Below are 23,703 nucleotides of genomic sequence, written 5' to 3'. Positions count from 1 at the left end.
AGCGCCGAGCCCAAGGAGGGACCATGGCCCAAGAGCCGAGTTTCGAGGAGTTCAGGACCGCCCTGGACGAGTACGCCGCCGCCGAGTACCTGAACTCGACGGTCGGCACGCTACGAGTGTGGAGATCGACCGGGCGCGGACCCGCGTACGTGAAGGTCGCGGGGAAGATTCGCTACCTGCAGACCGACCTCGCCGCCTACGTCTACGCCCGGCGCGTCACTCGGGAGACGGCATGACCGAGAAGCGAATGAGCGCGAGCCGCAGGCGGTGGCTGGATCGCCAGCGCGAGATCGCCCGCCAGGAGCGCGAGGCCCTGGGCGTCGCGAAGGACGGCCGGTCGAAGTGGACCTACTCCACCAGTTCGGACCCACAGCCTCGGAAACAGCGATGAGGCCGGAGTCCGTAGACCCCGGCCTCACCACCCGAGAAACACCACACCGAGTGACCGGTGCCCTGCCGGTCACCAAATCCCCTGAGGAGGGACTTGAGATGCAAGACCATTCCAACACCCCGAACGCCCGCGAGGAAAGCTCCCGACCCTGGCGAACCGAGCCCCCGGCCGGGTCGCCCTGGTACAGCGACAGCTACCTATGGCAATCGCTGGATGACGAGTCGGTACATCACGTGCCCGAGGGTGTGATCACGCCGGAAATGCGGGGCGAGACGATGCGCGACGCCCGCCCGTTCTGGTGGGCGCAGAGTGCCAACGCCGCCGTCGCGTTGGTCGAGGATGTCGACCGCGACGACCACTTCCGCGTGGTCCAGGCGGACAGCCTGACCAAGTTGGTGGCGCTGTTGCGAAACGGCGTGGAGTGGCCCGACTTCATCACAGTCTCGGAGCCGTTGCCGTGGGTCGAGTTCGAGACCTTCCGCGACCGGGCCTTCCGGATTATGTGCGCAACCGACAGCGCCGCATTTGCCCTGGAGTCTCACGGGTTCGTTGCGGACCTCATGGCTGGTCGGTGGGTGTACCGCCAGGGTGAGCGTCGGGCTCGGATCGCTTCGCTCCTAGAAGTGCCGGACTGCTGGGTGGAGATCGCCAGCGCGGGATGGACGGACCAGCTCATGTGGAAGACCGAGGACGAGATCCGCGCCGAGATCACTCGCGTCATGCGACGGGCATAGCTCCCAGTCGCCTCGACGGGCGGGGGTGGGCCAGACGCCCGCCCCCGCCCCGAGAGGCCAAGGGAGCCAAGCGAGACACCAGCACGGACCTGCCGAGAACTGAGGATGAGATGACCCCCCAACAGCGGCTGCGCGACGCGGCCATCCAGTACGCCCAGAGGGGCTGGCCGGTCCACCCCCTGGTGGTCGGCGGCAAGACCCCGGCCACCGCGCATGGGTTCAAGGACGCGACCACGGACCTGGCCCAGGTCGAGTCGTGGTGGGCGCAGGCCGACTACAACATCGGGCTCGCGGTTCCGCCGGGTTACGTGGTGGTCGATGAAGACCCCCGGAACGGCGGGGCAGAATCCATCCGACGCCTGGTGGACGAACTCGGACCCGTCCCGCCGACACTGATCGCCCGGACCCGCGCCGGCGGTTACCACTACTGGTTCCGTTCCTACCTCGCCCCCGAGCAGACCAGCGGGTCTCTCGGTGCGGGCGTGGACGTGAAGATCGCGGGCAAGGGCTACGTCGTCGCGCCACCGTCGCGGGTCGAGCCCGGCGAGTACGAGTGGGTCGAGACAGCGGAGGTTGCCCACCTCCCGAGCACCTGGACCAAGCGCCTGCGCCGTGCGCCCCGACCACGTCCCACGGCAGTCACTGACCCGACGCTGGCCGAGGCGATGATCAGCTGGCACTGCCAGGTCTTGAGCCATGCGGTGCCGGGAAGCCGGAACGCGGATCTGTACCGGGCTGCACGCACTCTCGCCGAGCGCGGGTGCCTCACCGCCGACGCCGAGCGTCGCTTGGCAGTGGTCGCCGACGATCTCGGGCTGGACGGGCACGAGATCGCCCGCACCATCGGGTCCGCCGCCGGGGCGGTGACGAGGTGAGCAACATCGCCAGCCTGCCCACCGCCCGCGCCCTGGACCACGAGCCCGTATCGGTCGAGTCGGCCCTGACCGCCCAGGCCGAGGACGAGTTCTGGGAGTCGCGGCCGGAACTTCGCACGATCCGCGACTTCGCACGGGCTCGCCGGACCGCTCCCTGGGGCACCTTCGGGTACGTCCTCGCCCAGGCAGTGGCGGTCATCCCCCCGACGGTCGTTTTGCCACCCCTTGTCGGGGCTCGGGCCAGCCTGAATACCTTCGTCGCGATGGTCGGATCATCCGGTGCGGGCAAAGGCGCTGCGTATGGCACCTCACTCGACATGCTGCGAACAAGCCCTCGCTGTCATGTCGCGAAGCCCGGATCTGGAGAGGGGATCCCGAAGGAGTACGCCCGCAAGGAAAAGCCCAAGGGCGAACCTTATGTTCAGCACACCCTGAGGAACTCGGTCTTGTTCAATGTCTCGGAAATCGACACTTTGGCGAGTCTGGGGAACCGGTCGGGCTCGACCCTGATGTCCGAGTTGCGAGCCGCGTGGTCCGGAGAGGAACTCGGGTTCGCCTACTCCGACCAGGAAAAGAAACTCCGGATCGAACAGCACCGCTTCCGGTTATGCCTAGTGACCGGAGTCCAGCCCGGCCGATCACGCGCGATCCTGGACGACGCGGACGGCGGCACTCCGCAACGGTTCCTGTGGCTGCCCACGACGGACCCGCACCGCCCCCGCGCCCTACCGGACGAGCCCAAGCCGCTACGCCTTCCGAAGTGGGACGGGCGTGGGCTCGTGGTGACGGAACTCGGCGACGACGACGTAGTGCCCGAGGATCTCGACGCCATCCGCTTGGACCGGCCGGTGGAGCGGTTCGAGTTCCAGGTGCTTGAGGTACCCCAGAGCGTCGTGGACGCAGTCGACGCGGTGCGCCAGCGGGACCTTGACGGAGTCGAAGCGGACGAACTGGAAGGACACGGCATCCTCGTCCGAGAAAAGGTCGCCGCCGGTCTGATGTGGCTCAACGGGCGTTGTGACCGGATCACGGTCGAGGACTGGGAGCTGGCGGGGGTCGTGAAGGCGGTCTCGGACCGCACTCGGGCGCAGACCCAGGCGGTCCTGGCAGCGAACGCCCGCCGGGAGTCGATCCAGCGGGGCAAGGCCGCAGGGTACCGGTCCGTCGCCGCCCGCGAGGTCACCGAGGAGGACGACATCAAACGTGCCGCCCAGCGGATCGTCGGCTACCTGGAACGCAAGGGCGGGACGGCGACCCGAAGCCTCATTCGCAAGGACGGTCTGCGCCCCGACATCAAGCCGTTGATCGACGACGCCCTGAGCCGACTGGTCGACGCGGGCACGGTGACGATCACGGAGGGCGACCACGGACGGGTGGAGGTGAACCTGTGCCGATAGGGGGGGACAGGGGGGGACGTGTCCCCCCCTCCCTCCGGTTCCGAGGCAGTAAGTCTGCCCTAAGAGTCCAAAACCAAAACACAAAGGGTGTTTCCCACAAAGAAGACGCCGCGCAAGGGAGGGGGGGACGGTCCCCCATCGTCCCCCCCTCCCACCGCTCCGGCTGACGTGGCCGGGGCCGACACCAACGACGCCGAGGAGGCGCACAGCATGACCGAACACGAAAACTCCCGACCCGGGGCGAAGGAGGGCCGCTGAGGTGGCGAAGCACTGGGAACAGTCGGAGTGGCCCAGCCTGGTGACCTGGCCAGTGTGGCGACCACCAACACTCAACCGCGAGGTCTTGCCAGCACCCGAGGAGTGGATGGAGCGCGGGGCCTGCGTCGGCCGGTGGCCCGAGTGGGACCTCGCAGTCGAAGGCGAGAGCCACGTGGAGCGAACCGCCCGGCACAGGCGAGTGGCGAGAGTCTGCCGGAGCGCGTGCCCAGTGCTGGAGCAGTGCCGGGCCTGGGGCGACCACGCCAGGGCGGTCGGGGAGTTCGGCGTGGTCGCGGGGCGAGTGCCCAAGAAGACCGACGGCCAGGGCAACCGGAAGCACTGGGTCGAGGTGGCGTGAGGGGAAGGGGGGTTCGAGCCGCTAGAACCTCTGCCAACGGGCCACTCCGGCGCACACGTGGCCCTCTCCCCCCGAAGTCGGTTCGAGGGGACCCATAGACAACCCGGTCTATCGGGACTCCTGGCCCGCCCTCGCAGCCTCTATTCGACACCGAGAGCGCCTTCCTCGCGCTCTGCGACTCCCTTAGCTCCCGAAACCCGCCGAAAGGCTCCGAGGCCGTCCCCGGCCAACGCAGACACACGAAAGAGGTACCCCGATGGGAAGCAACTCCGCTCAGTACACCAAGGACGACCTCGTGGTGGTCGCTCGCTACCTGACGGCGCTGGTCTCCAGCGATTGGGAGGAGCACCGCGACGCTCTCGCCGCCGTCCTGGCGGGCAACCCGTACGCCCGCCTCGTCGCCCTGGGCCACCTGTCCGCCGGGCTGATGGTCGAGTCGGACACTCCGCCCGAGCAGGTGGTGGCAGCCGTGTTCGATCTCGCAGGGCGGGTCGGCGACGCACTCGCCGACGAGCGCGACGAGTAATCTTCCGCGCCTCCCTCTACATCGGTAGACTGGAGGTCGGTCGGTTGATCAACCCGCTCCGCGAGTCTCGGCAACGAGCCGCCGACGGTAAACGCGACACGACTGGGGGAACCACCGGGGTTCTCGAACCTCTCTAGACCGGTGGTTCCCTCCAGTCACGACCCGCGCCGACAGCGGCCAGCGCAGACAGGCCCGCCAGCCTCCCGCCCAGTGCGGTGGAGGCGGCCAGCCCAGACAGCGTCCGCCCAGCGAGAAGCGTCGACTCCCCACTTCCACCCCCACGTGCCCCGGCTCGTCTGTCGCCGGGCGTGGACCCTCGCACAGATAGGTGCATCGTCATGAACGCAAAGCAAGAACTGGCGCGGCTCGGCAAGGAGTCGCTGGCCCTCATCGAGACCGTCGAGAAGCGCGGTAACGGCTTCACCGACCAGGAGCGCTCGACCCTCAAGTCGAACGAGGCCCGGATGCTCGAACTCAAGGCGGAGCTGGCCAAACTCGATCCCGACATGGACCCCGAGCAGGTCGCCCAGGACCAGGCGCTGCTCGCGCAGCTCAAGAGCCAGGGCTCGGGCTCGTTCGCGCCCGACCACGGAAACGGCCGGGGCCAGGGTGGTCTGCCGGTCACCGACGGCGCACCGCTGGCGGTCGCCCCGGCCGCAGTGAAGGCCACCGCCCGCGAGCTGTCGAGCCGCCTGGTCACCACCGGGCCGAGCGGACAGAAGGCGCTGATCGCCGGGGGCACCGCCACCGCCACGATCGTCGCCCGGGACCTCGCGGCGCAGCCGCAGATGCCGACCTCGATCCTGTCGATGCTCAAGACCGCAGCCCTGGACTCGCCGACCTACCGGTACCTGCGCCAGACCAGCCGCGCCATGAACGCGGCAGCCGTCGCGCCGGGCGAGACTAAGCCCACCTCGACCATCGGCCTGACCCCGGTCGAGGACCACCTGCGCGTGGTCGCCCACGTCTCGGACGGGCTCAACAAGTACGACCTGCTGGACACCCGCAACCTGCAGGCGTTCGTGGAGAACGAGTTCCGCTGGGGGCTGCTCCACAAGGTCGAGCAGCTGGTGCTGACCGGCGACGGCCTGGGGGAGACCCCCACGGGTCTGCTCGCCCAGTCCGGGATCCAGACCCAGCCGTTCACCGACGACCTGCTCACTACCGTGCGCAAGGCCATCACGGCCGTCGAGACCCTCGGGTTCGTCCCGAACGTCATCGCCATGACCCCGGGCGATTGGGAGGCCATCGAACTGCTGCAGACCTCCGGTTCGGGCGAGTTCGTCATGGCGTCCTCGCCGGTCGATCGTGCCGCCCGGAAGCTGTTCGGCGTCCAGGTGGTCACCTCGACCGCCCTGCCCGCCGGGACGGCCGTCGTGGCGGACCTGTCCGAGGTGACCCTGTTCACCGACCGCCGGGGCGTCATGGCCGAGTGGAACGGCCAGGGCCAGGAGGACTTCGAGACCAACAAGCTCCGACTCCGCGTCGAGGGCCGATTCGGACTCGGCGTCGGCCAGCCCTCCGCCGTGGTCCAGGTCGACACCACCGCCGCCTGACCCCCGACCGCCAGCGCCCCACCTCCGGCCACAAGCTAGGGGGGTGGGGCGCTCACCTATTCGCTCTTCGCGAGTTCAGACTCGAACTGCTCGACTTGGGCGGAAGTCGCATGGAACCCAGGCTGTTGGCGAATGAACTCGCAAATCACCTGGGGATATGGGGTGCCTCGCTCCGGGCCTTCCTTGGCGCCAATCCGATATACCTGGGTGTTGTGTCTGGCCGCCTCCATAAGCACGGTGCACTGAGGCCCGTTCAGCTTGGTCAGCTCTCGGAGGTGGTGCCAGATCGAATCGGTCTGGTTGAAGCTCGTCGAGTTCCGCATCGCATGCACGAGCGATTCTCCTGCGTTTGGGGCGAGCTGAGGCTTACGGACGGCCCATTGGGCGATCATCTCGGCAATGTCAGCTGGCGTACGCGCTCCCAGCTCCGCACCCTGGAGGGTGTTCGCGAATCCGGCTGGAGTCTCGCCCTTCAAGAGCCGCAGAACAGGAAGTCCTCGACCGAGCATCCACCCCGTTTCCTGCTGGCACCAAACGCTTGTGTTGAACGTGGGGTGAAGGAATAGCACCCCGGCGTGAGAGGTGTTGAGAGACTTCTCGATTTCGTCGCGCCACGGTTCGTCGACCGAGATCGAATCGTGTGCGACGAAGAGTTCAATATTGAACTTGCTGAGCTCACCCGCGACTGCGTGGACTTCGCGACGGTGTGCGGAGACGTGCGAGGCAAACAGGATGAGGGGGCCGCTTTGCGCGCCTGCACCGGCGATGCGCGGTGCGCGTGAAAACCGGGTGAGATCAAGGTCGAAGTGCTCGGCCAAGTCAAACAGCGTCTCGTCGCTAGCCTTCTGCAGAGCGGACTTGACTGACTCGTACTCGGTACCAAACGGGTCGTTTCCGGTCTCCAAACGCACCACTCCGTAGGCGTTCAGAATGATGTCCTGGTCCTCCCAGCCGACACTGTCAAACCTGGCCGCGATCTCGAAAATCAGGTCCAAACGGTCCTTGGTCCTCATGCCACTCCCTTAGGCCTCTGCGAACGGTGTTAACCGAAGCGTAGCGGGCGGGTCCGACAACGAGAGCGCCCCCGCTCAGTCGTTCGAGCGGGGGCGCTTCGCGGGCACGAGACGGGCACGGCTTGTGTCCTACGGGGCTAGATCGCATTAACCACGGTTGCTTTAGAACCGCCGGTCAAGACGGGTCAGAGGCCGGGGCGCTTGCCGATCGTCAGCGTGACCTCACCGGTGTGGGCGAAGAAGTCCTCGCCCTTGTCGTCCACCACGATGAAGGCGGGGAAGTCCTCGACGTCGATCTTCCACACCGCCTCCATCCCGAGCTCCTCGTACTCGAGGATCTCCACGTGCTTGATGCAGTCCTGCGCCAGGCGCGCGGCCGGACCGCCGATCGAGCCCAGGTAGAACCCGCCGTGGGTCGCGCACGCGTCGGTGACCTGCTTGGAGCGGTTGCCCTTGGCGAGCATCACCATGGATCCGCCCGCCGCCTGGAACTGCTCGACGTAGGAGTCCATGCGGCCGGCGGTGGTGGGCCCGAACGACCCCGACGGCATGCCCTCCGGCGTCTTGGCCGGGCCGGCGTAGTAGACGGGGTGGTCCTTGAGGTACTGCGGCATCTCCTCGCCGGCGTCGAGCCGCTCCTTGATCTTGGAGTGCGCGATGTCGCGGGCCACGACCAGCGGGCCGGTCAGGGACAGGCGGGTCTTGACCGGGTGCCTGCTCAGCTCGGCGAGGATCTCCGGCATCGGTTTGTTGAGGTCGATCCGCACCGCGGCGCCCTTGCCGGTGCCGGAGATGCCGTCGGTTGCGGCGTCGAGCTCCGCGTCCGTGGTGGCGGGCAGGAACCGGCCCGGCTCGAACTCGAGCTGCTCGAGGAACACGCCCTCCGGGGTGATCTTGGCCCTGGCCTGACGGTCCGCCGAGCAGGACACCGCGATCGCGACGGGCAGCGAGGCGCCGTGGCGGGGCAGGCGGACGACGCGGACGTCGTGGCAGAAATACTTGCCGCCGAACTGCGCGCCGATCCCGATCTGCTGGGTGAGCTCGAAGACCTTCTCCTCGAGCTCGACGTCACGGAAGCCACGACCGGTCATCGCACCCTCACGGGGGAGCTCGTCCAGGTAGTGCGCGGAGGCGAGCTTGGCGGTCTTGACCGCGAACTCGGCGGAGGTGCCGCCCACCACGATCGCCAGGTGGTACGGCGGGCACGCGGCGGTGCCGATGGAGCGGATCTTCTCCTCGATGAACTGCATCATCCGCTCGGGATTGAGGATCGCCTTGGTCTCCTGGTACAGGAACGACTTGTTGGCAGATCCGCCACCCTTCGCCATGAAGAGGAACTTGTAGGCGTTCTCGCCGCCCGGGGTGGTGTTGGCGCCGATCTCGATCTGCGCGGGCAGGTTGGAACCGGTGTTCTTCTCGTCCCACATGGTGAGGGGGGCGTTCTGCGAGTAGCGCAGGTTGAGCCGGGTGAAGGCGTCGTACACGCCGCGGGCGACGGCCTGCTCGTCCGGACCGGGCGTGAGAACGTGCTGGCCACGCTCACCCTTGACGATGGCCGTACCGGTGTCCTGGCACATCGGGAGCACGCCGCCCGCGGCGATGTTGGCGTTCTTGAGCAGGTCCAGGGCGACGAACTTGTCGTTGTCGCTGGCCTCGGGGTCGTCGAGGATCTTGGCGACCTGAGCCAGATGGTCACTACGGAGGTAGTGGGAGATGTCGTGCATCGCCGTCTCGGTGAGCAGACGGATGGCCTCGGGGTCCACCCGCAGGAAGGTCATGCCGTCTGGGCCCTCGACCGTCGACACACCCTCGGTGGTGAGGAGGCGGTACTCGGTGGTGTCCTCCCCGACGGGAAGAAGGTCCTCGTAGAGGAAGTCGGCCATCAGGGGCTCCTGGTTCTGGAGGTGGACAAACTTCCCCCAGGATAGTGGCCGGGGTCACGGGGTCAGAATCGGGTGTGGAGCAGGGGGACGAACCGGTACCCGCCGTGCTCGGTCACGTCGATGCCGTCATCGGTACGGCGTACGCGATGCATCACCCCGGCCCAGGGCGCCACCATGACGCCGTCCACGGTGAGCTGGTCGACGAGCTCCGAGGGGAGGTCGTCGGCCATCGCGGAGACGAGGATGCGGTCGAACGGGGCGAGGGAGGGGAGGCCCAGCGTCCCGGGCTCGGCGGGGTGGACACGTACCCAGGGTTGTCGTATCGACGCCCGGGAGCGTTCGACCAGCTCGGGGACGAGTTCGACGGCGGACACGGAGGAATCGGGCCCCCCGAGTTCGCCGAGGATCGCCGAGGTCCACCCGCTGCCCGAGCCCACGTCGAGGACCCGCATCCCGGGGAACGGCTCGAGGAGCGAGAGCATCGCCGCGACCGTCGACGGCTGTGAGTTGGTCTGCCCGAACCCGATCGGTAGCGGGGCGTCGAGTTCGTAGTCGGCCACGACCTCCGGCGGGAGGAATCGACGGCGATCCTGCGCGCGCATCGCCTCCGGGATGCTCGGGGTGCTCACCGCGAGACCTCCTCCCGCCGGGCATGGCGGCGGGGCTGATCGCCCCGCCCGGGCTCTATGCCTCGCCGAGAACGCGCGTCTCGCCGTCGGGGTCGAGGTCGTCGATCTGGTCGCGGGGCTCCTCGGCGACGCCCTTGTCCTCGGGCTCCGCGGTGTCGACGTCGGGGCGCTCGGCAGACAGCTTCTCGTCGAGGGTGTCGTTCTCCTCGACGGGCTTCCACGACTCCGGCGCGTCGACGGTGAGGTCCTCACCGTCGGTCGAGATGGTGTCGGCGTCGAGACCCTCGCTGCCGTCGAGCGTGTTCTCGTCGTAATCGCCGTCGGTGTCCTGGTCGTACTCGCGTTCGGTGCTCATACCGTCGATTGTGCGTCGTCCGCCAGCCCGTCGCATCCGGTCGCCCCGTACCCCGGGGGAGCCGGAGAGCCACCCGGTACTCGGGGACTGTGGAGCGGACAATGCTTTCCAAGTGAGGTAAGCCATACTTAAGACTTGCCCAGGAGTCGCGAGGGTGTTTAAGGTGAGCCTAACCTACCGAACTAACCTTGGAGTGACATGAAGCGATTCCCCAAGTTCGTCGCAGCGACGGCCGCCATCGCCCTGACCGGTGGCGCACTGACCGCCTGCGGGAGCTCGGATGCACAGTCCGCCGGGAACGAGGGTGAGGGGCCGACCCGCGTCGTGCTCACCAGCCACGCCGCGGCCGACACGCTGGATGAGCTCGATCTCGAGGATCGCGTGGTCGGCCTGGTCAAGACCGGGGTCTTCCCGGAGGCGCTGGACGCCTACGCGGGCGACGAGTACACGGACATCGGCAGCCTCAAGGAGCCGAAGATGGACGTGATCGCCGAACTGGGGCCCGACCTGATCCTGTTCGGCAACCGCACCCGCGCGATGGAGCCCGAGTTCGCCAAGATCTCCGACCAGGTGATCGCCGGCGACCCGGACACCGCCGAGACGATCGCCTCCAACCGCGCCAAGGTGGAGGAGATCGCCGCGCTGTTCGGGGCCGAGGACAAGGCCGCGGACGAGCTCGCCGAAATCGACGAGATGGTCACCGAGACCCGCGCCAAGGCCGAGGGCGCGGGCACGGCGCTGGTGCTCATGACCTCCGGTGGCAAGGTCACGGGGTACGGACCGGGTTCACGCTTCGACCTCATCTTCAACGAACTCGGCATGACGCCCGCCGGTGAGCTCGAGTCCGAGGGCAGCCACGGCGCGCCGCTGAGCTGGGAGCAGATCGCCGAGTTGAACCCCGACCACGTCTTCGTCATCGACCGCGACGCCGCGATCGGTGCCGAGGGCGAGGCGGCCACCGCCCTGCTCGACAACCCGCTGTTCAACCGGACCAACGCCGCGACCAAGGACAACGTCCACTTCCTGGACGGCCAGAACTGGTACCTCGTCGGTGGCGGCATCGGCGTCCTCGAGTCGATGATCGACGAGATCGACTCCGCCGTCTCCTGACGGTGGGGGTCCACTTCTCATGACGACGACCCTGGTCGAGCGCCGACCGCAGCGCACCTCGCTGTGGCCGGCGCTCGGCGCCGTCGCGCTCGTGCTCTCGCTCGTCGCGAGCGTGTTCGTCGGCGCGGCCGACATCACTGTGTGGGACGCGCTCACCGGCGGGCTCACCGAGGCCCACCGCGTCTATCTCGTCGAGGCCCGTCTGCCCCGCACCGCCGCCGCCGCCCTCGCGGGGGCGTCGCTGGCGATCGCTGGTCTGCTCATGCAGTTGCTCACCCGCAACCGCTTCGTCGAACCGTCGACCGCGGGGACCGTCGAATCGGCGGGGCTGGGCCTGGTGGTGGTGGCGATCATCGCGCCGGGCGCCCCGATCGTGGCCAAGATGCTCGTGGCCATGGTGTTCGCGCTCGCCGGGACCGCCCTGTTCCTCGCCTGCATCCGTCGCGTCCCCGTCTCGGACTCCTTCGTGGTGCCGCTCATCGGCATCATGCTCGGGTCCGTGATCGGGGCGGTCGCAGCCTTCCTGGCCTTGTCGCGCGACCTTCTCCAGATGCTCAACTCGTGGATGCTCGCCGATTTCTCGGCGGTCCTGGCCGGGCGGTACGAGCTGCTGTGGCTGGTGGCGGTGCTCGGCGTCCTCGCCTACATCGCCGCCGACCGCTTCACCGTGGCGGGCCTGGGTGAGGATGTCTCGACCGGTCTCGGGCTCGACCACAAGACCGTCGTCGCCGCCGGGATGGCGATCGTGGCCGCGGTCGCCGCCGTCGTCGTGGTCACCGTCGGTGCCCTCCCGCTCCTCGGACTGGTCGTTCCCAACGTGGTCTCACGACTGGTCGGGGACGACGCCCGCAGGGGACTGCCACTCGTGGCGCTGCTCGGCGCGGTCACCGTTCTGATCTGCGACATGGTGGGCCGGTCGTTACCAGGGTTGTTCGCCGGCGGTGCCCCCGGCGCCGGCGAGGTCCCCGTCGGGACGATCGTCGGGATCCTCGGCGGCGCCGTGTTCCTGGCCATGATGCTGAGAGGGGTGCGCAATGCCTGAGAACGCCATCCTCGTCGCACCGCCGGAGAGCCTCACCCGGGGACGGACGAGAGCGGAGGCCGACCACCGTCGACGGTGGATCGTGACCCTCGTGTGTGCTGTCGCGGCCGTCGCGGCGCTCGCCGCTCTCGTCCTCTCCGGGTTGCCGGACACCGTCGGTTCCAGGGCGTGGTCCTACTCCCTCGACCGACTGTCGCGTCATGCGGTGGCGATCGTCCTGGTCTCGGTCGCGGTCGGGGTCTCGACGGTGATCTTCCAGACCGTCACCGGCAACCGGATCCTCACGCCGGCGCTGATGGGTTTCGACTCGCTCTACCTGCTCATCCAGACCATGCTCGTGTTCTTCATGATCCCGCGCGATGCCGCCGTCATCGGGGGCCTGACGAGCGGCGGTCTCTCCGGGTTCCTCGGTCAGACCGCGATCATGGTGGTCGCGTCGACCTCGCTGTACCTGTGGCTGCTCGGGGGTCGGAGGACCGATATCCACCTGCTGCTTCTGGTGGGTGTGGTGTTCGGCGTGTTCTTCCGCTCCGCCTCCTCGTTCTTCCAGCGCCTGCTTGACCCGGCGGCCTACCTGCAGGTCCAGGACGCCATGTTCGCGAGTTTCCGAGGCGTCCAACTCGACGTACTGGTGGCGTGCGGGGTCATCGTGGTGGGTGGACTCGTCGCCGTGGCGATCCTCGGTCGTCGACTCGACGTGATGCTGCTGGGGCGCGATCCCGCCGTCGCGCTCGGTGTCAACCACCGTCGGGTCACCATCGTGGTCCTGGTGGTGGTCTCCTTCCTGGTGTCCGCCTCCACGGCCCTGATCGGGCCGGTGATGTTCTTCGGCCTCATCGTCGCCAACGCGGCGTACGCCCTGCTCGGCACCACCCTGCACCGGTTCACCCTGCCGGTGGCCTCGCTGCTGGGCGTGATCGCCCTGGCGGGGGGCGAGATGGTCCTCGGCGCCCTCGGCGTCGAGTCCGCCCTGAGCATCGTCATCGAGTTCGCCGGTGGCCTGCTGTTCCTGTTCCTGCTCCTGACCAACCGCGCACGCTGAAAGAGAGGCACATCATGTCCCTTCTCCCGTTCCGACGCCGCGACGACCGATCCGGTGAGAACCGGTGGTCGGCCGGTTGCGGCATCGAGGCGCGGTCGGTGTGTTCGTCCTACGGCGACACCCGGGTCCTGCACGACGTGACGGCGTGCTTCGCGCACGGTGGCGTGACGTCTCTCATCGGGCCCAACGGCGCAGGAAAGTCGACACTGCTGGGGGTCATGAGCCGACTCCAGGCGGCGGATTCCGGAACGGTGCTCGTCGACGGCGTCGACGTGTCGGTCAACGGTGGGCGTGAGCTGGCCCGCCGTCTCGCGGTGCTCCGCCAGGAGAACGCCGTCTCCATCCGGCTCACCGTGCGGGAGCTCGTCGGATTCGGCAGGTTCCCGCACAACGGTGGCCGGCCCGGACCGGACGACGCCGAGCACGTCGACTACGCCCTGGGGGCGATGGAACTCGAGGACCTCGCCGACCGGTATCTCGACGAGTTGTCCGGTGGCCAGCGCCAGCGGGCGCACATCGCGATGGTGCTGGCACAGGACACGGACTATGTCCTGCTGGACGAGCCTCTGAACAACCTCGACCTCCGGCACGCCACCTCGATCATGCGGTTGCTGCGTCGCACCGCCGCGGAGCGGGGCAAGACCATCGTGCTCGTCATCCACGACATCAACATCGCCGCCGCCTATTCCGACCGGATCATCGCCATGAAGGACGGGCGGATCGTCTCCGACGGCATCCCGGCCGAGATCATGCGCACCGATGTCCTCAAGGATGTCTACGACATGGAGATGCAGGTCGCCGAGGTCGCCGGGCGGTACGTGGCCCTGTACTTCGACGGGGAGGACGAGTTGGAGGAGTGTGGCGCGGCGTTGTCCACCGCCTGAGCGCCCGGCCTGATCTCATGGCCAGCCCCCGATGCCTGAGCCCACCGCGTGAGCCGCCGCGGCCTGATCCGGTCACACGGTGCCTGGCGACCGGTGGGATGACGCCGCAGTCCGGTTAGAGTGTCGTACTCGCATGGGGTGGGTAGTCCCACGCCTGACCGGAGAGGAGACCTCGCATGGCGCCGCTGTCGGCAGTCACCATAATCCTCGCGGGTGGAGCCGGTTCTCGGCTCCGTGCGCTCACCCGGGACCGGGCCAAGCCGGCCGTCCCCTACGGGGCCGGATACCAGCTGGTGGACTTCTCCCTGAGCAACGCCGCCAACTCGGGCCTGAGGGATGTCTGGGTGGTGCAGCAGTTCCATCCGGTGTCCCTGGGGTCCCATCTGCGGAGCGGCCGCCCGTGGGACCTCGACCGACTCGACGGCGGTCTGTTGGTGCTGCACCCGTCGCAGGGCACGGGCCGGGACGGTTTCCACTCGGGGACCGCGGACGCACTGTGGAAGCAGATCGAGCCCCTGCGCGAGGCGGCCCCGGACGTCACGGTCGTGGTCAGTGCGGACGCGGTGTACCGCCTCGACTACGACGAGGTGATCCGCGATCACCTGGATTCGTTCGCCGAGCTCACCATGGTCACCACTCGCGTGGCCCCCGAGGACGCCTCCCGCTACGGCGTGGTCCGGGTGGGCGAGGACAGGGCCGTCACCGAGTACCGCTACAAGCCGGACGATCCGGACGGCGACCTGATCTGCGCGGAGATCTTCGTTTTCAACACGTCCGCCCTCGTCAGCTACCTCGAGCGGGCTCACGAGGACGTCGTCACCGCCGGCGGCGCGGGGGACCTGGGCGACATCGGGGACAACATCCTGCCCGCCATGGTGGGGGCGGGGCACGCCCGTGAGTGGCGGCACGAGGGGTACTGGCGGGACGTGGGGACCGTCGAGTCCTACTGGGCCGGACACATGGACCTCCTCGGCGAGTCCCCGGTCCACGAGCTGGATGTCCCGGGGTGGTCCCTGCGAACCGCGTCGGCGTTCAGTGGTCCCGCCCGGACCGGGGAGGCGGCGCAGGTCGTCGGGTCACTGCTCGGCCACGGCGCGGTGGTCCACGGGACGGTCGAGCATTCCGTCGTCGGGCCCGGGTCGGTCATCGAGGCAGGTGCGAGGGTCCGGGACAGTGTCATCCTGCCGGGTGCCGTGGTCCGGTCCGGTGCGCACGTGGAGACCGCGGTCGTCGATGCCGACGTGGAGGTCCCTGTCGACGCGAGGATCGGCGAACGGCAGCCCGGTGCGACCGAGTCGACGGTGCGCGTCGCGCTGTTGGGCAGCGCCCCGGACGGACCCCGTCCGGCCGGATTCGTGCTCGCCGCCGGCACGCTGGACCCACCCGATGACGACGACGAGGACCGCAGCGTCTGATCCGGTAGCGCCGGCCCACCCGTCGGAACCGGTCGTGGGTCGGCCACCCGGGCCGGGTTCCGGGGCTAGGCTCGGCCCCATGCGATTCGGACTGTTCCTGCCCCAGGGTTGGCGCCTCGACCTGGTCGACGTGCCGGCCGCCCGTCACTGGCCGGTCATCTCCGACCTGGCCGCCCGCGCGGACGCCGGGCCGTGGGAGTCGGTGTGGGTGTACGACCACATGCACACCGCGCCCCTCACCTCGACCGAGGCGACTCACGAGGCATGGAGTCTGATGTCGGCGCTCGGTGCGACCACCTCCCGGGTCCGGCTGGGTCAGATGTGCACGTGCCTCGGATACCGCAACCCGGCCCTGCTGGCGAAGATCGCCGCGACGGTCGACCACATCTCCGGCGGCCGGGTGGAGATGGGGATCGGCGCGGGGTGGTACGAGCACGAATGGCGGGCGTACGGCTACGGATTCCCCTCCGCGGGTGATCGGTTGGCCATGCTCGACGAGGGCGTGCGCATTCTGTCCGAGGCGTGGTCCGACGGGGTGGTCTCACTCGACGGCGAGCACTACCGGGTCGACGGGGCGATCGTGCAGCCGACGCCTCTGCAGGAGAGTGGCATACCCCTGTGGATCGCGGGCGGGGGCGAGCGCAAGACCCTGCGCACCGCCGCGAGGTACGCGGATTACACCAACTTCGACGGCACCGCCGAGGGCTTCGACCACAAGTCGAAGGTGCTGTTCGGGCACTGTCGGGACGTCGGTCGTGACCCGGCGGAGATCACCCGAACCGCGAACTACAACGTCGCGATCGGGGTGACCGAGAAGGACGTCGCGGATCGGCTGGCGTACCTGAAGGACCGGATGGCGTCGCACGTCGGTGAGGACGAGGCAGAGCTCCAGCTCGGCGCGTACCGCGGGCTCCCGGCGGTGGGGACGCCGGAGCAGATCGTCGAGAAACTGACCGAGCTCGAGGCGCGGGGAATGGAGTACGGCATCTTCTACTTCCCCGAGATCGCCACCGACACCTCCGGACTCGAGTTGTTCGAGCGCGAGGTCATCCCGGCCCTGTCCTGAAACCGCCGGGGTGTGTCACCGCACCGCGACGTCCGGAACTACGAGAGCAGGGGTCAGTGACAAGGAACGTCGAGTACGAGGAGCGTCCGGCCGAGGCGGTCCTCGACCACATCACGCCGGGGATGCACGTCATCGTGCCCATCCAGAACGCCGCCCCGCCCGCGCTGCTGCGGGCGCTGGACGCCGGGGCCGCCGGACTGGACGACGTGACGGTCCACCACATGGATCCCTGGGAGTCGCTGCCGTTCATGGAGGGGGCCTACCCGGGCAGGCTCCGGCATGTCGACTACTTCCTGGGGCGCGGGTCGCGGGAGAACTTCCACCGGGGCCACTGCGACCTCATCCCCGTCGATTTCGCGCAGGTGCCGGCCACGTTGCGCGAGTTCTCGCCCCCCGGCTTGGCGATCGCCACGGTGTCGGAGATCGACGAGCACGGTTTCTTCTCGATGGGCACGAACGCCGACTACGTGGCCTCGTTCATCGGCCAGGTGCCGTTCTTCGTCGAGGTCAACTCGCACATGCCCCGCACCTTCGGGCGCAACCACATCCACATCTCCCAGGTGGTGGGCGTGACCCGTAACGACACCCCGATGATCACCATGGAGGCGCCGCCACCGGGGGAGACGGACAACGCGATCGCGGACGTCATCGCCGACCGTGTCCCCGACGGGGCCTGTCTCCAACTCGGGGTCGGCAGGCTACCCAACGCGTTCCTGTCCCGACTGACGGATCACCGTCATCTGGGGATCCACACCGAGGCGTTGTCCGACGGGGTGATGGACCTCGTCGAGGCAGGGGTGATCGACGGGTCGCGCAAGACGGGGCGGCCGTTCAAGCACGTCACCACTTTCGCACTCGGGTCGCAGCGACTCATGGACTGGCTCCACAACAACCCGTCGGTGGCGATGCTCCCCGTGGACATCGTCAACGACCCGAGGGTGATCGGCGAGGAGCACAATCTCTATTCGATCAACGCGACCAGCGAGGTGGACCTGTTCGGGCAGGCGGCCTCGGAGACAATCGGCGGTCGGTACTGGTCGGGGGCCGGGGGACAGGCGGACTTCGCCCGGGGCTGCACGTTCTCCCCGGGAGGCCACGGGTTCATCGTCACCCCGTCGCAGACCTCCAGGGGCGTCAGCAGGATCTCCCTGTCGCTCACGCCCGGCAGTCCGGTCACCACCCACAAGAACATCATCGAGAACGTCGTCACCGAATTCGGTATCGCGGAGCTGAGGGGCAAGTCGGTGGCCGGGCGGGCCGCGGCGCTGATCGCCGTGGCGCACCCGGATCACCGGGAGCGGCTCAGCCGGGAGGCGCGGGAGGCGGGACTTCTCCCGCGGGCTCACCACTAGTCGCCCCCGGGTGCCGGGCCGGTGCCGCGGGCGCCGAGCCAATACCGCCACGGGTGCGACCGGTGGCACCCGTCTGGGGGCGGGGTTACGTTCCAGACGCAACCCGACCCCTGAAAGGGAGGCAGCTGTGGACCCCATCATCTGGATCATCATCGGGGTGATCGCGCTGATCATCGTGATCGCGCTCATCGCGATGGCCGTCAAGAGCAGCAACCGGAAGAAGCTCACCGAGGCCGCGGAACTGCGGCGCAGCGCACGAGAACGCGAGCAGCAGCTCGAGCAGCAGGACGCGGTCGTCCGCGAGCAGGAGCACAGGGCGGGCGCGGCTGAGCAGGAGGCCCGTGCGAAGGCCGCCGAGGCCGACAAGCTCCGGGTGGAGGCCGAGCGGCAGCGCGGCACCGTCGACGAGCAGAAGCATGATGTCCGGCGGATGGAACAGACCGCCGAGAAGCTCGATCCCAAGGGCCGTGCTGATGACCTCGACCGCGGTCGCGACCACGGTGGCGACCGGGGTCTCACGCACGATCGCGACCACGGTGGCGACCGGGGTCTCACGCACGATCGCGACCATGGCGGCGACGGGGGCCTCACCCACGATCGCGACAGGGGCGGTGACCTCACCCATGACCGCGACCGCGGTGGCGACCTCACCCATGATCACGACCGCGGTGCGTTGCGCGGCGACCGGGTCCCCGACGAGGGGCGTGGCCGTGGCACCGACCACGGAGGGATGGCCACCGGGACCGGTATGGGCTCGTCCGCCACTTCCGGGTCCGGTATCGACTCCGGTGACCGGGGCCGCCACGGAGCGGGCGCCGGGGCCGCCGGAGCACCCGGCGCCGGAGTGGGTGACGCCGGCGGGCGTCACGCCCGGACCGACGATGTCCCCGGTGGTTCTGATCCGCAGGCGAGGTCGGGGCACCGGACCGGGACGCCCGGCGACACCGTCGATCCGGACCGTCATCCTGACGACAAGCCGGGCATCGTGGACAAGATGCTGGGCCGGACCCGCGGGGATGAACCCCGCCACTGACCGGAGGAGGCCTCGCGCCTCGGAGCGGCCGCATCGATGAGGGGCCCGTGGGAGGAAGTTCTCCCTCGGGCCCTTCGTGTTGACCCCGTCGGCGGTGCGTCAGGCCGAGACGGCCACGGATCGACCGTTGAGCCCGCGAGCGCCGAACAACGGGCCGTACAGGATTCCGGCGATCAGGGCGCCGACGATCGGTGCCACCCAGAACAGCCACAGCTGGCCCGGTGCGCCGCCCCCGTTGAAGAACGCCACGGCCGTCGACCGTGCCGGGTTCACCGATGTGTTGGTGATCGGGATGGAGATGAGGTGGATGAGCGTCAGTGTGAGGCCGATGGCCGCGGGCGCGAAGCCGGCGGGGGCCCGGTGATCGGTGGCGCCGAGGATGACCCACACGAAGAGGGCCGTGAGGACGATCTCGATGAGTAGCGCCGAGAGGAGGCCGTAGCCGTCGGGCGAGTTGGCCCCGTAGCCGTTGGCGGCCATGCTGCCGGTGGCCTCGAATCCGTCTTTTCCGCTTGCCACGACGAGGATCAGCGCGCCCGCGACCAGACCCCCGACGACCTGACTGACGATGTAGACGGGAGCTTTGGACCAGGGGAGGCGTCCGGCGACCGCGGCGCCGATGGTCACCGCGGGGTTGAAGTGACCGCCCGAGATGTGCCCGAACGCGTAGGCGCCGGTGAGGACCGTGAGCCCGAACGCGATCGCAACCCCGAGGTATCCCACGCCGACGGGGACGTCGCCGGTATCGGCGGTGGCGATCTGGACGGCCGCAAACACGGCGGTGCCGCAACCGCCGAGGACGAGCCAGAAGGTGCCGATCAGCTCGGCGGCGATGACCGCGGTGGTGGCCGGGGCGGTGGCCGGGGTGGTGGACGGGGTTGCCGGGGACGAATCAGACATGAGGTGACCTCCGGTCCTGGCCTCCGTGCGAACGGAGGGGCGGGAACTCCGGGCGTGGGTCCCTGCGCGCTACGCTAGCGCGCTCTATCGGCCCCAGAGAGGTTTACGCCAGCCGGTGTGTGGCAGGGCCGTAAGGGCGGCCCGAGGGGATCAGGGTGCCAAGAGTTGAGGAAGCGCCTGCCCTGCGGTGGCCCGAACGTGGACCGAGACCTCGGAGCCGAGTCCCGAGGGGCCCGGGTTCACCTCGACCACCGGGATGCGGGCGTCGGCGGCGAGTACGGGTAGTGACGCCGCGGGGTGGACCAGGCCGGAGGTGCCGACGACGAGCACCGCCGCGGCCGAGGTGACCGCGTCGACTGCCGCGTCCCAGGGCCGGCCCGGGAGCATCTCACCGAACCACACGACGCCCGGTCGGGCGCGCCCGCCACACCGGTCGCAGCTCGGCGGGGTGAGGCTGTCGACGGGCTCGGCGGGAGGAGAGCCGACCTCCATCGGAGCGTCGCAGGTGTCGCAGTGGTGGGCGAACAGACTCCCGTGAACGTGGTGCACCCGGCTCGATCCGGCGCGCTCGTGGAGGTCGTCGACGTTCTGCGTGACCACCACGACGTCACGGTGGGCCTGGGCGCGGGCCACCGCGACGTGCCCGGCATTCGGCTCCGCGCCGGAGACCAGGCGCTCACGCCAGCGGTACCAGGCCCAGACGGTGTCCCGGTCGCGTGCCCAGGCTTCCGGCGTGGCCAGTGCGGACGGGTCGTACCGCTCCCACAGGCCGGTCTGGGCGTCGCGGAAGGTGGGCACACCACTCTCGGCGCTCATCCCGGCGCCGCTGAGAACGACCAGAGGCCCGTCGCCGGTGAGGGCGAGACGGGCCTCGGTCAGGTCCTGGTCGGCGACGGGGTGGGGCCCGCTACCGTCGGCGGTCACCGGACGAACGCGGTCCCCACGGTGGGGAAGGCGACGCAGTTGGCGGTCCCGCCCTCCTCCAGGTTCGTGGTGACGCCACCCTGCAGGAGCATGAGAACCTGGCCCGGGCCCGTGTCGGCGACCCCGTTGACGGTGGCGGGGCCGCCCTCGTTGAGGCCGTTGTACCCGAGGACGGTGGTACCGCGACGACCGTTGTTGACGTTGATCCAGTCGACGGTCATGGGCTGGGCCTGCTGGGCCGCGACACCCTCGGTGCCCAGGGCGGTGAAGATGAAACCGAGATGGCCGGGGGCGATGCCGGGCAGCGGCAGATCGGCCGGGCCGGGCACGGCGGTCGCGGCACCGACGGCGGTCTGCTCACCGCCGATGCACTGCTGCATGATCGTGGGGTAGGCGAACTGCGCGATGACCGGGCCGTTCTCGGGAATCGGGGTGCCGGGTTCGCCGGTGCCACGGAAGAACCCGACGGCGCGGGCGATGGTGCCCCGGGTCTCCTCGGGGATCCACTGCTGCTCGGCGAGGTTCTCGATCGCCTGGAGCACGGGCTCGGTCGGGCGCCCCAGTTCGTCGAGCGACTGCGCGCTGGCGGTGGCGGGTGCGGCGAGACCGACCGCGACGGCGGCGACGGCCCCGAGACCGATGGTCCGGAACGAGGTCCTGAGCGAGTGGCGGATCACTGGCGAGTCCATTCTTCGGATGGGCGGGCGGACCGGCGGACGGGCCGACCGGTCGACCGCTAGATATTCTCATAAGTGTCCCGAGTCACGGGCACCGGGAGTCGGGCAGACGCGCATTCTGGTGCTGATGTTACAGAAGTTATACGTGATGTAAATAACACACAGGGCGTCCGCACTGTCGGGGTGGTCTCAGGATGGGGGGATCGTCCGGATCAGCGGGTAAAGTGGATCCGCACGCGCGCTCGACCGGACGCGCCTGTGGATCGCGGCTGACTAGCGCCGTCGATTCCCACCACCAGCCCGGCGGCCCAGGAGCCGCCCCGGGCGCCCGTAAGCCTCCGAGGGAGAACCCAGCGTATGGCCTTGACCGAGTTCCGCAACGTCGCAATCGTCGCCCACGTCGACCACGGGAAGACGACACTCGTCGACGCGATGCTGCGCCAGTCCGGCGCGTTCGACGAACGCGCGGAGCTCGTGGACCGGGTCATGGACTCGGGCGACCTCGAGCGTGAGAAGGGCATCACGATCCTCGCCAAGAACACCTCCGTGCGACGACACGGCGCGGGTGCGGGTGGCGCCGACCTCGTCTTCAACATCATCGACACCCCGGGCCACGCGGACTTCGGCGGCGAGGTCGAGCGTGGCCTGAACATGGTGGACGGCGTCGTCCTGCTCATCGACTCGTCCGAGGGGCCGCTGCCGCAGACCCGCTTCGTGCTGCGCAAGGCGCTCGCCGCCTCCCTGCCGGTCATCATCGTCGTCAACAAGACCGACCGGCCGGACGCGCGGATCGACGAGGTCGTCGAGGAGGCCCAGGACCTGCTCCTCGATCTCGCGGCCGATCTGGAGGACCCCGCCGCCCAGGCCGCCGCCGAGCACGCGCTCGAGCTGCCCGTGGTCTTCGCCTCCGGCCGCGCCGGCAAGGCGTCCACCACCCAGCCGGCCAACGGCCAGGAGCCGGAGGGGGAGAACCTCGACGAGCTGTTCGCGCTCCTCTACGACGTGATCCCCGCCCCCCGCGGGGACGCCGACGCCCCGCTGCAGGCCCACGTCACCAACCTGGACGCCTCCAACTTCCTCGGCCGTATCGGTCTGGTGCGCATCCACAACGGCCGTCTGCGCAAGGGGCAGCAGGTCGCGTGGATCCACAATCTGCCGGGCGGCGAGCAGGAGACCAAGTCCGTCAAGATCTCGGAGCTGCTCAAGACCGACGGTGTCGAGCGGGTGCCCACCGAGGAGGCCGTCGCCGGTGACATCGTCGCGGTCGCCGGTATCAGCGACATCATGATCGGTGACACGCTGGCGGATCCGGAGAACCCGGTCGCCCTCCCGGCCATCACGGTCGACGAGCCCGCCATCTCCATGACCATCGGCGTCAACACCTCGCCCCTGGCCGGCCGGAACGGCGGCAAGAAGCTCACCGCGCGCATGGTCAAGGCGCGCCTCGACCAGGAGCTCGTGGGCAACGTCTCGCTCAAGGTGCTCGACACCGAGCGGCCCGACGACTGGGAGGTGCAGGGTCGTGGCGAGATGGCGCTGTCCATCCTCGTCGAGACCATGCGCCGCGAGGGGTTCGAGCTCACCGTCGGCAAGCCGCAGGTGGTCACCAAGACGATCGACGGCAAGCTCCACGAGCCGTTCGAGCACATGACCATCGACGTCCCCGAGGAGCACCTCGGCGCCGTCACACAGCTCATGGCCGCCCGCAAGGGCCGCATGGAGCAGATGAGCAACCACGGCTCCGGCTGGGTGCGCATGGAGTTCACCGTCCCCGCACGCGGCCTCATCGGCTTCCGGACCACCTTCATGACCGATACCCGGGGTGCGGGGATCGCCAACTCGTACTCCGCCGGGTACGAGCCGTGGGCCGGGGAGATCCGGGCCCGGCACACCGGTTCGCTGGTCGCGGACCGTGCGGGCAAGGCCACCACCTTCGCGCTGCTCGGGTTGGCCGACCGCGGTGACTTCTTCATCGAGCCCGGCTCCGAGGTCTACGAGGGCGTCGTCGTGGGGGAGAACCCGCGCTCGGAGGACATGGACGTCAACATCACCAAGGAGAAGAAGCTCACGAACATGCGTGCGGCCTCCTCCGACGCCACCGAGACGCTGTCCAAGCACAAGAACCTCTCCCTCGAGGAGGCCATGGAGTTCTGTGCCGTCGACGAGTGTGTCGAGGTGGCCCCCGAGGTGGTCCGCGTGCGCAAGGTCCTGCTCACCGCCAACGAGCGGGCCAAGGCCCGCAGCCGGTCCAAGTCGCGCGACCAGCAGACGGTCGGCTAGACC

The 23,703-nt window shown here is 69.0% G+C and carries 24 protein-coding genes; 17 read left to right on the top strand and 7 right to left on the bottom strand.

Annotated elements, in window-relative coordinates:
• Window positions 1-23: 23 nt before the first annotated feature.
• The 8 genes from AB5G72_RS10515 to AB5G72_RS10480 all read left to right on the top strand — a co-directional run bounded on the left by AB5G72_RS10515 (window position 24) and on the right by AB5G72_RS10480 (window position 6,095).
• Entirely contained in the window at window positions 24-236 is a 213-nt protein-coding gene (locus AB5G72_RS10515) for a helix-turn-helix domain-containing protein (RefSeq protein ID WP_440219831.1), read from the top strand.
• A complete protein-coding gene (locus tag AB5G72_RS10510; RefSeq protein WP_440219830.1) occupies window positions 233-391 on the top strand; it encodes a hypothetical protein in 159 nt (52 codons plus the stop codon). The genes AB5G72_RS10515 and AB5G72_RS10510 overlap by 4 nt, the downstream gene beginning before the upstream one ends.
• A 50-nt stretch (window positions 392-441) precedes the next feature.
• A complete protein-coding gene (locus AB5G72_RS10505; RefSeq protein WP_440219829.1) occupies window positions 442-1,125 on the top strand; it encodes a hypothetical protein in 684 nt (227 codons plus the stop codon).
• 110 nt (window positions 1,126-1,235) lie between these two features.
• Window positions 1,236-2,000: a bifunctional DNA primase/polymerase gene (locus tag AB5G72_RS10500; RefSeq protein WP_440219828.1), complete on the top strand. Its 765-nt coding sequence runs from the start codon at window positions 1,236-1,238 to the stop codon at window positions 1,998-2,000.
• Window positions 1,997-3,397 (top strand): hypothetical protein, encoded by a 1,401-nt coding sequence (locus AB5G72_RS10495; RefSeq protein ID WP_440219827.1) that lies wholly within the window; start codon window positions 1,997-1,999, stop codon window positions 3,395-3,397. Before AB5G72_RS10500 ends, AB5G72_RS10495 begins: the two co-directional genes overlap by 4 nt.
• Window positions 3,398-3,884: 487 nt before the next feature.
• Window positions 3,885-4,013 carry a hypothetical protein gene (locus AB5G72_RS10490; RefSeq protein ID WP_440219826.1) on the top strand — a complete coding sequence of 43 codons (129 nt, stop codon included), beginning with the start codon at window positions 3,885-3,887 and terminating at the stop codon, window positions 4,011-4,013.
• Between the two features lie 256 nt (window positions 4,014-4,269).
• A complete protein-coding gene (locus AB5G72_RS10485; protein WP_440219825.1) occupies window positions 4,270-4,539 on the top strand; it encodes a hypothetical protein in 270 nt (89 codons plus the stop codon).
• Between the two features lie 338 nt (window positions 4,540-4,877).
• Window positions 4,878-6,095, top strand: a complete 1,218-nt coding sequence (locus AB5G72_RS10480; RefSeq protein WP_440219824.1) for a phage major capsid protein — start codon at window positions 4,878-4,880, stop codon at window positions 6,093-6,095.
• A 56-nt stretch (window positions 6,096-6,151) separates the two neighbouring features.
• Here the strand turns inward: AB5G72_RS10480 and AB5G72_RS10475 are convergent, their stop codons facing one another.
• From AB5G72_RS10475 to AB5G72_RS10460, 4 genes are all read right to left on the bottom strand, one after another.
• The gene (locus AB5G72_RS10475) at window positions 6,152-7,108 is read right to left on the bottom strand and encodes a toll/interleukin-1 receptor domain-containing protein (protein ID WP_440219823.1); all 957 of its coding nucleotides are present in this window, start codon (window positions 7,106-7,108) and stop codon (window positions 6,152-6,154) included.
• Window positions 7,109-7,293: 185 nt separating this feature from the next.
• On the bottom strand, window positions 7,294-8,991 hold the full coding sequence (locus AB5G72_RS10470) for a fumarate hydratase (RefSeq protein WP_132063429.1): 1,698 nt from the start codon (window positions 8,989-8,991) through the stop codon (window positions 7,294-7,296).
• Window positions 8,992-9,053: 62 nt separating this feature from the next.
• Window positions 9,054-9,593 carry a protein-L-isoaspartate O-methyltransferase family protein gene (locus tag AB5G72_RS10465; protein ID WP_440221488.1) on the bottom strand — a complete coding sequence of 180 codons (540 nt, stop codon included), beginning with the start codon at window positions 9,591-9,593 and terminating at the stop codon, window positions 9,054-9,056.
• 82 nt (window positions 9,594-9,675) lie between these two features.
• A complete protein-coding gene (locus tag AB5G72_RS10460) occupies window positions 9,676-9,975 on the bottom strand; it encodes a hypothetical protein (RefSeq protein WP_067718488.1) in 300 nt (99 codons plus the stop codon).
• A gap of 198 nt (window positions 9,976-10,173) precedes the next feature.
• On the opposite strand from AB5G72_RS10460, the gene AB5G72_RS10455 reads away from it, so the two are divergent.
• The 8 genes from AB5G72_RS10455 (at window position 10,174) to AB5G72_RS10420 (ending at window position 18,919) form a co-directional block, all read left to right on the top strand.
• The gene (locus AB5G72_RS10455) at window positions 10,174-11,085 is read left to right on the top strand and encodes a siderophore ABC transporter substrate-binding protein (protein WP_253001968.1); all 912 of its coding nucleotides are present in this window, start codon (window positions 10,174-10,176) and stop codon (window positions 11,083-11,085) included.
• A 19-nt stretch (window positions 11,086-11,104) separates the two neighbouring features.
• Window positions 11,105-12,127: an iron chelate uptake ABC transporter family permease subunit gene (locus AB5G72_RS10450; protein ID WP_440219822.1), complete on the top strand. Its 1,023-nt coding sequence runs from the start codon at window positions 11,105-11,107 to the stop codon at window positions 12,125-12,127.
• Window positions 12,120-13,169 (top strand): iron chelate uptake ABC transporter family permease subunit, encoded by a 1,050-nt coding sequence (locus AB5G72_RS10445; protein ID WP_132063432.1) that lies wholly within the window; start codon window positions 12,120-12,122, stop codon window positions 13,167-13,169. The genes AB5G72_RS10450 and AB5G72_RS10445 overlap by 8 nt, the downstream gene beginning before the upstream one ends.
• 14 nt (window positions 13,170-13,183) lie before the next feature.
• A complete protein-coding gene (locus AB5G72_RS10440) occupies window positions 13,184-14,053 on the top strand; it encodes an iron ABC transporter ATP-binding protein (RefSeq protein ID WP_366220169.1) in 870 nt (289 codons plus the stop codon).
• Window positions 14,054-14,229: 176 nt separating this feature from the next.
• Window positions 14,230-15,468, top strand: a complete 1,239-nt coding sequence (locus tag AB5G72_RS10435; RefSeq protein ID WP_440219821.1) for a glucose-1-phosphate adenylyltransferase family protein — start codon at window positions 14,230-14,232, stop codon at window positions 15,466-15,468.
• A gap of 79 nt (window positions 15,469-15,547) precedes the next feature.
• The gene (locus AB5G72_RS10430) at window positions 15,548-16,534 is read left to right on the top strand and encodes a TIGR03560 family F420-dependent LLM class oxidoreductase (protein WP_440219820.1); all 987 of its coding nucleotides are present in this window, start codon (window positions 15,548-15,550) and stop codon (window positions 16,532-16,534) included.
• A gap of 122 nt (window positions 16,535-16,656) precedes the next feature.
• Window positions 16,657-17,886 (top strand): acetyl-CoA hydrolase/transferase family protein, encoded by a 1,230-nt coding sequence (locus AB5G72_RS10425; protein ID WP_440221487.1) that lies wholly within the window; start codon window positions 16,657-16,659, stop codon window positions 17,884-17,886.
• 127 nt (window positions 17,887-18,013) lie between these two features.
• Window positions 18,014-18,919, top strand: coding sequence for a hypothetical protein (locus tag AB5G72_RS10420; protein ID WP_440219819.1), 906 nt, complete (start codon window positions 18,014-18,016; stop codon window positions 18,917-18,919).
• A gap of 99 nt (window positions 18,920-19,018) precedes the next feature.
• Here the strand turns inward: AB5G72_RS10420 and aqpZ are convergent, their stop codons facing one another.
• The 3 genes from aqpZ to AB5G72_RS10405 all read right to left on the bottom strand — a co-directional run bounded on the left by aqpZ (window position 19,019) and on the right by AB5G72_RS10405 (window position 21,420).
• On the bottom strand, window positions 19,019-19,819 hold the full coding sequence (gene aqpZ, locus AB5G72_RS10415; RefSeq protein ID WP_440219818.1) for an aquaporin Z: 801 nt from the start codon (window positions 19,817-19,819) through the stop codon (window positions 19,019-19,021).
• A 150-nt stretch (window positions 19,820-19,969) separates the two neighbouring features.
• Window positions 19,970-20,743 (bottom strand): SIR2 family NAD-dependent protein deacylase, encoded by a 774-nt coding sequence (locus AB5G72_RS10410; RefSeq protein ID WP_440219817.1) that lies wholly within the window; start codon window positions 20,741-20,743, stop codon window positions 19,970-19,972.
• Window positions 20,740-21,420, bottom strand: coding sequence for an Rv1157c family protein (locus AB5G72_RS10405; RefSeq protein WP_082924021.1), 681 nt, complete (start codon window positions 21,418-21,420; stop codon window positions 20,740-20,742). The genes AB5G72_RS10410 and AB5G72_RS10405 overlap by 4 nt, the downstream gene beginning before the upstream one ends.
• 357 nt (window positions 21,421-21,777) lie before the next feature.
• On the opposite strand from AB5G72_RS10405, the gene typA reads away from it, so the two are divergent.
• A complete protein-coding gene (gene typA, locus AB5G72_RS10400) occupies window positions 21,778-23,700 on the top strand; it encodes a translational GTPase TypA (protein ID WP_067718464.1) in 1,923 nt (640 codons plus the stop codon).
• The last annotated feature ends 3 nt before the right edge of the window (window positions 23,701-23,703 follow it).

Origin of the sequence: Dietzia sp. MNB45 (genome assembly GCF_051994785.1) — a bacterium.
Classification (GTDB): Bacteria; Actinomycetota; Actinomycetes; order Mycobacteriales; family Mycobacteriaceae; genus Dietzia; species Dietzia kunjamensis.
Note: the sequence above shows the minus strand (reverse complement) of the source record. Positions and strands in the feature narration are given on the sequence as shown.

Excerpts from the sequence above, each read along its gene's own strand:
- AB5G72_RS10515 (WP_440219831.1), top strand. The coding sequence starts at position 24 with ATGGCCCAAGAGCCGAGTTTCGAGGAGTTCAGGACCGCCCTGGACGAG.
- AB5G72_RS10510 (WP_440219830.1), top strand. The coding sequence starts at position 233 with ATGACCGAGAAGCGAATGAGCGCGAGCCGCAGGCGGTGGCTGGATCGC.
- AB5G72_RS10500 (WP_440219828.1), top strand. The coding sequence starts at position 1,236 with ATGACCCCCCAACAGCGGCTGCGCGACGCGGCCATCCAGTACGCCCAG.
- AB5G72_RS10485 (WP_440219825.1), top strand. The coding sequence starts at position 4,270 with ATGGGAAGCAACTCCGCTCAGTACACCAAGGACGACCTCGTGGTGGTC.
- AB5G72_RS10480 (WP_440219824.1), top strand. The coding sequence starts at position 4,878 with ATGAACGCAAAGCAAGAACTGGCGCGGCTCGGCAAGGAGTCGCTGGCC.
- AB5G72_RS10475 (WP_440219823.1), bottom strand. The coding sequence starts at position 7,108 with ATGAGGACCAAGGACCGTTTGGACCTGATTTTCGAGATCGCGGCCAGG.
- AB5G72_RS10470 (WP_132063429.1), bottom strand. The coding sequence starts at position 8,991 with ATGGCCGACTTCCTCTACGAGGACCTTCTTCCCGTCGGGGAGGACACC.
- AB5G72_RS10465 (WP_440221488.1), bottom strand. The coding sequence starts at position 9,593 with ATGCGCGCGCAGGATCGCCGTCGATTCCTCCCGCCGGAGGTCGTGGCC.
- AB5G72_RS10460 (WP_067718488.1), bottom strand. The coding sequence starts at position 9,975 with ATGAGCACCGAACGCGAGTACGACCAGGACACCGACGGCGATTACGAC.
- AB5G72_RS10455 (WP_253001968.1), top strand. The coding sequence starts at position 10,174 with ATGAAGCGATTCCCCAAGTTCGTCGCAGCGACGGCCGCCATCGCCCTG.
- AB5G72_RS10450 (WP_440219822.1), top strand. The coding sequence starts at position 11,105 with ATGACGACGACCCTGGTCGAGCGCCGACCGCAGCGCACCTCGCTGTGG.
- AB5G72_RS10445 (WP_132063432.1), top strand. The coding sequence starts at position 12,120 with ATGCCTGAGAACGCCATCCTCGTCGCACCGCCGGAGAGCCTCACCCGG.
- AB5G72_RS10440 (WP_366220169.1), top strand. The coding sequence starts at position 13,184 with ATGTCCCTTCTCCCGTTCCGACGCCGCGACGACCGATCCGGTGAGAAC.
- AB5G72_RS10435 (WP_440219821.1), top strand. The coding sequence starts at position 14,230 with ATGGCGCCGCTGTCGGCAGTCACCATAATCCTCGCGGGTGGAGCCGGT.
- AB5G72_RS10430 (WP_440219820.1), top strand. The coding sequence starts at position 15,548 with ATGCGATTCGGACTGTTCCTGCCCCAGGGTTGGCGCCTCGACCTGGTC.
- AB5G72_RS10425 (WP_440221487.1), top strand. The coding sequence starts at position 16,657 with ATGCACGTCATCGTGCCCATCCAGAACGCCGCCCCGCCCGCGCTGCTG.
- aqpZ (WP_440219818.1), bottom strand. The coding sequence starts at position 19,819 with ATGTCTGATTCGTCCCCGGCAACCCCGTCCACCACCCCGGCCACCGCC.
- typA (WP_067718464.1), top strand. The coding sequence starts at position 21,778 with ATGGCCTTGACCGAGTTCCGCAACGTCGCAATCGTCGCCCACGTCGAC.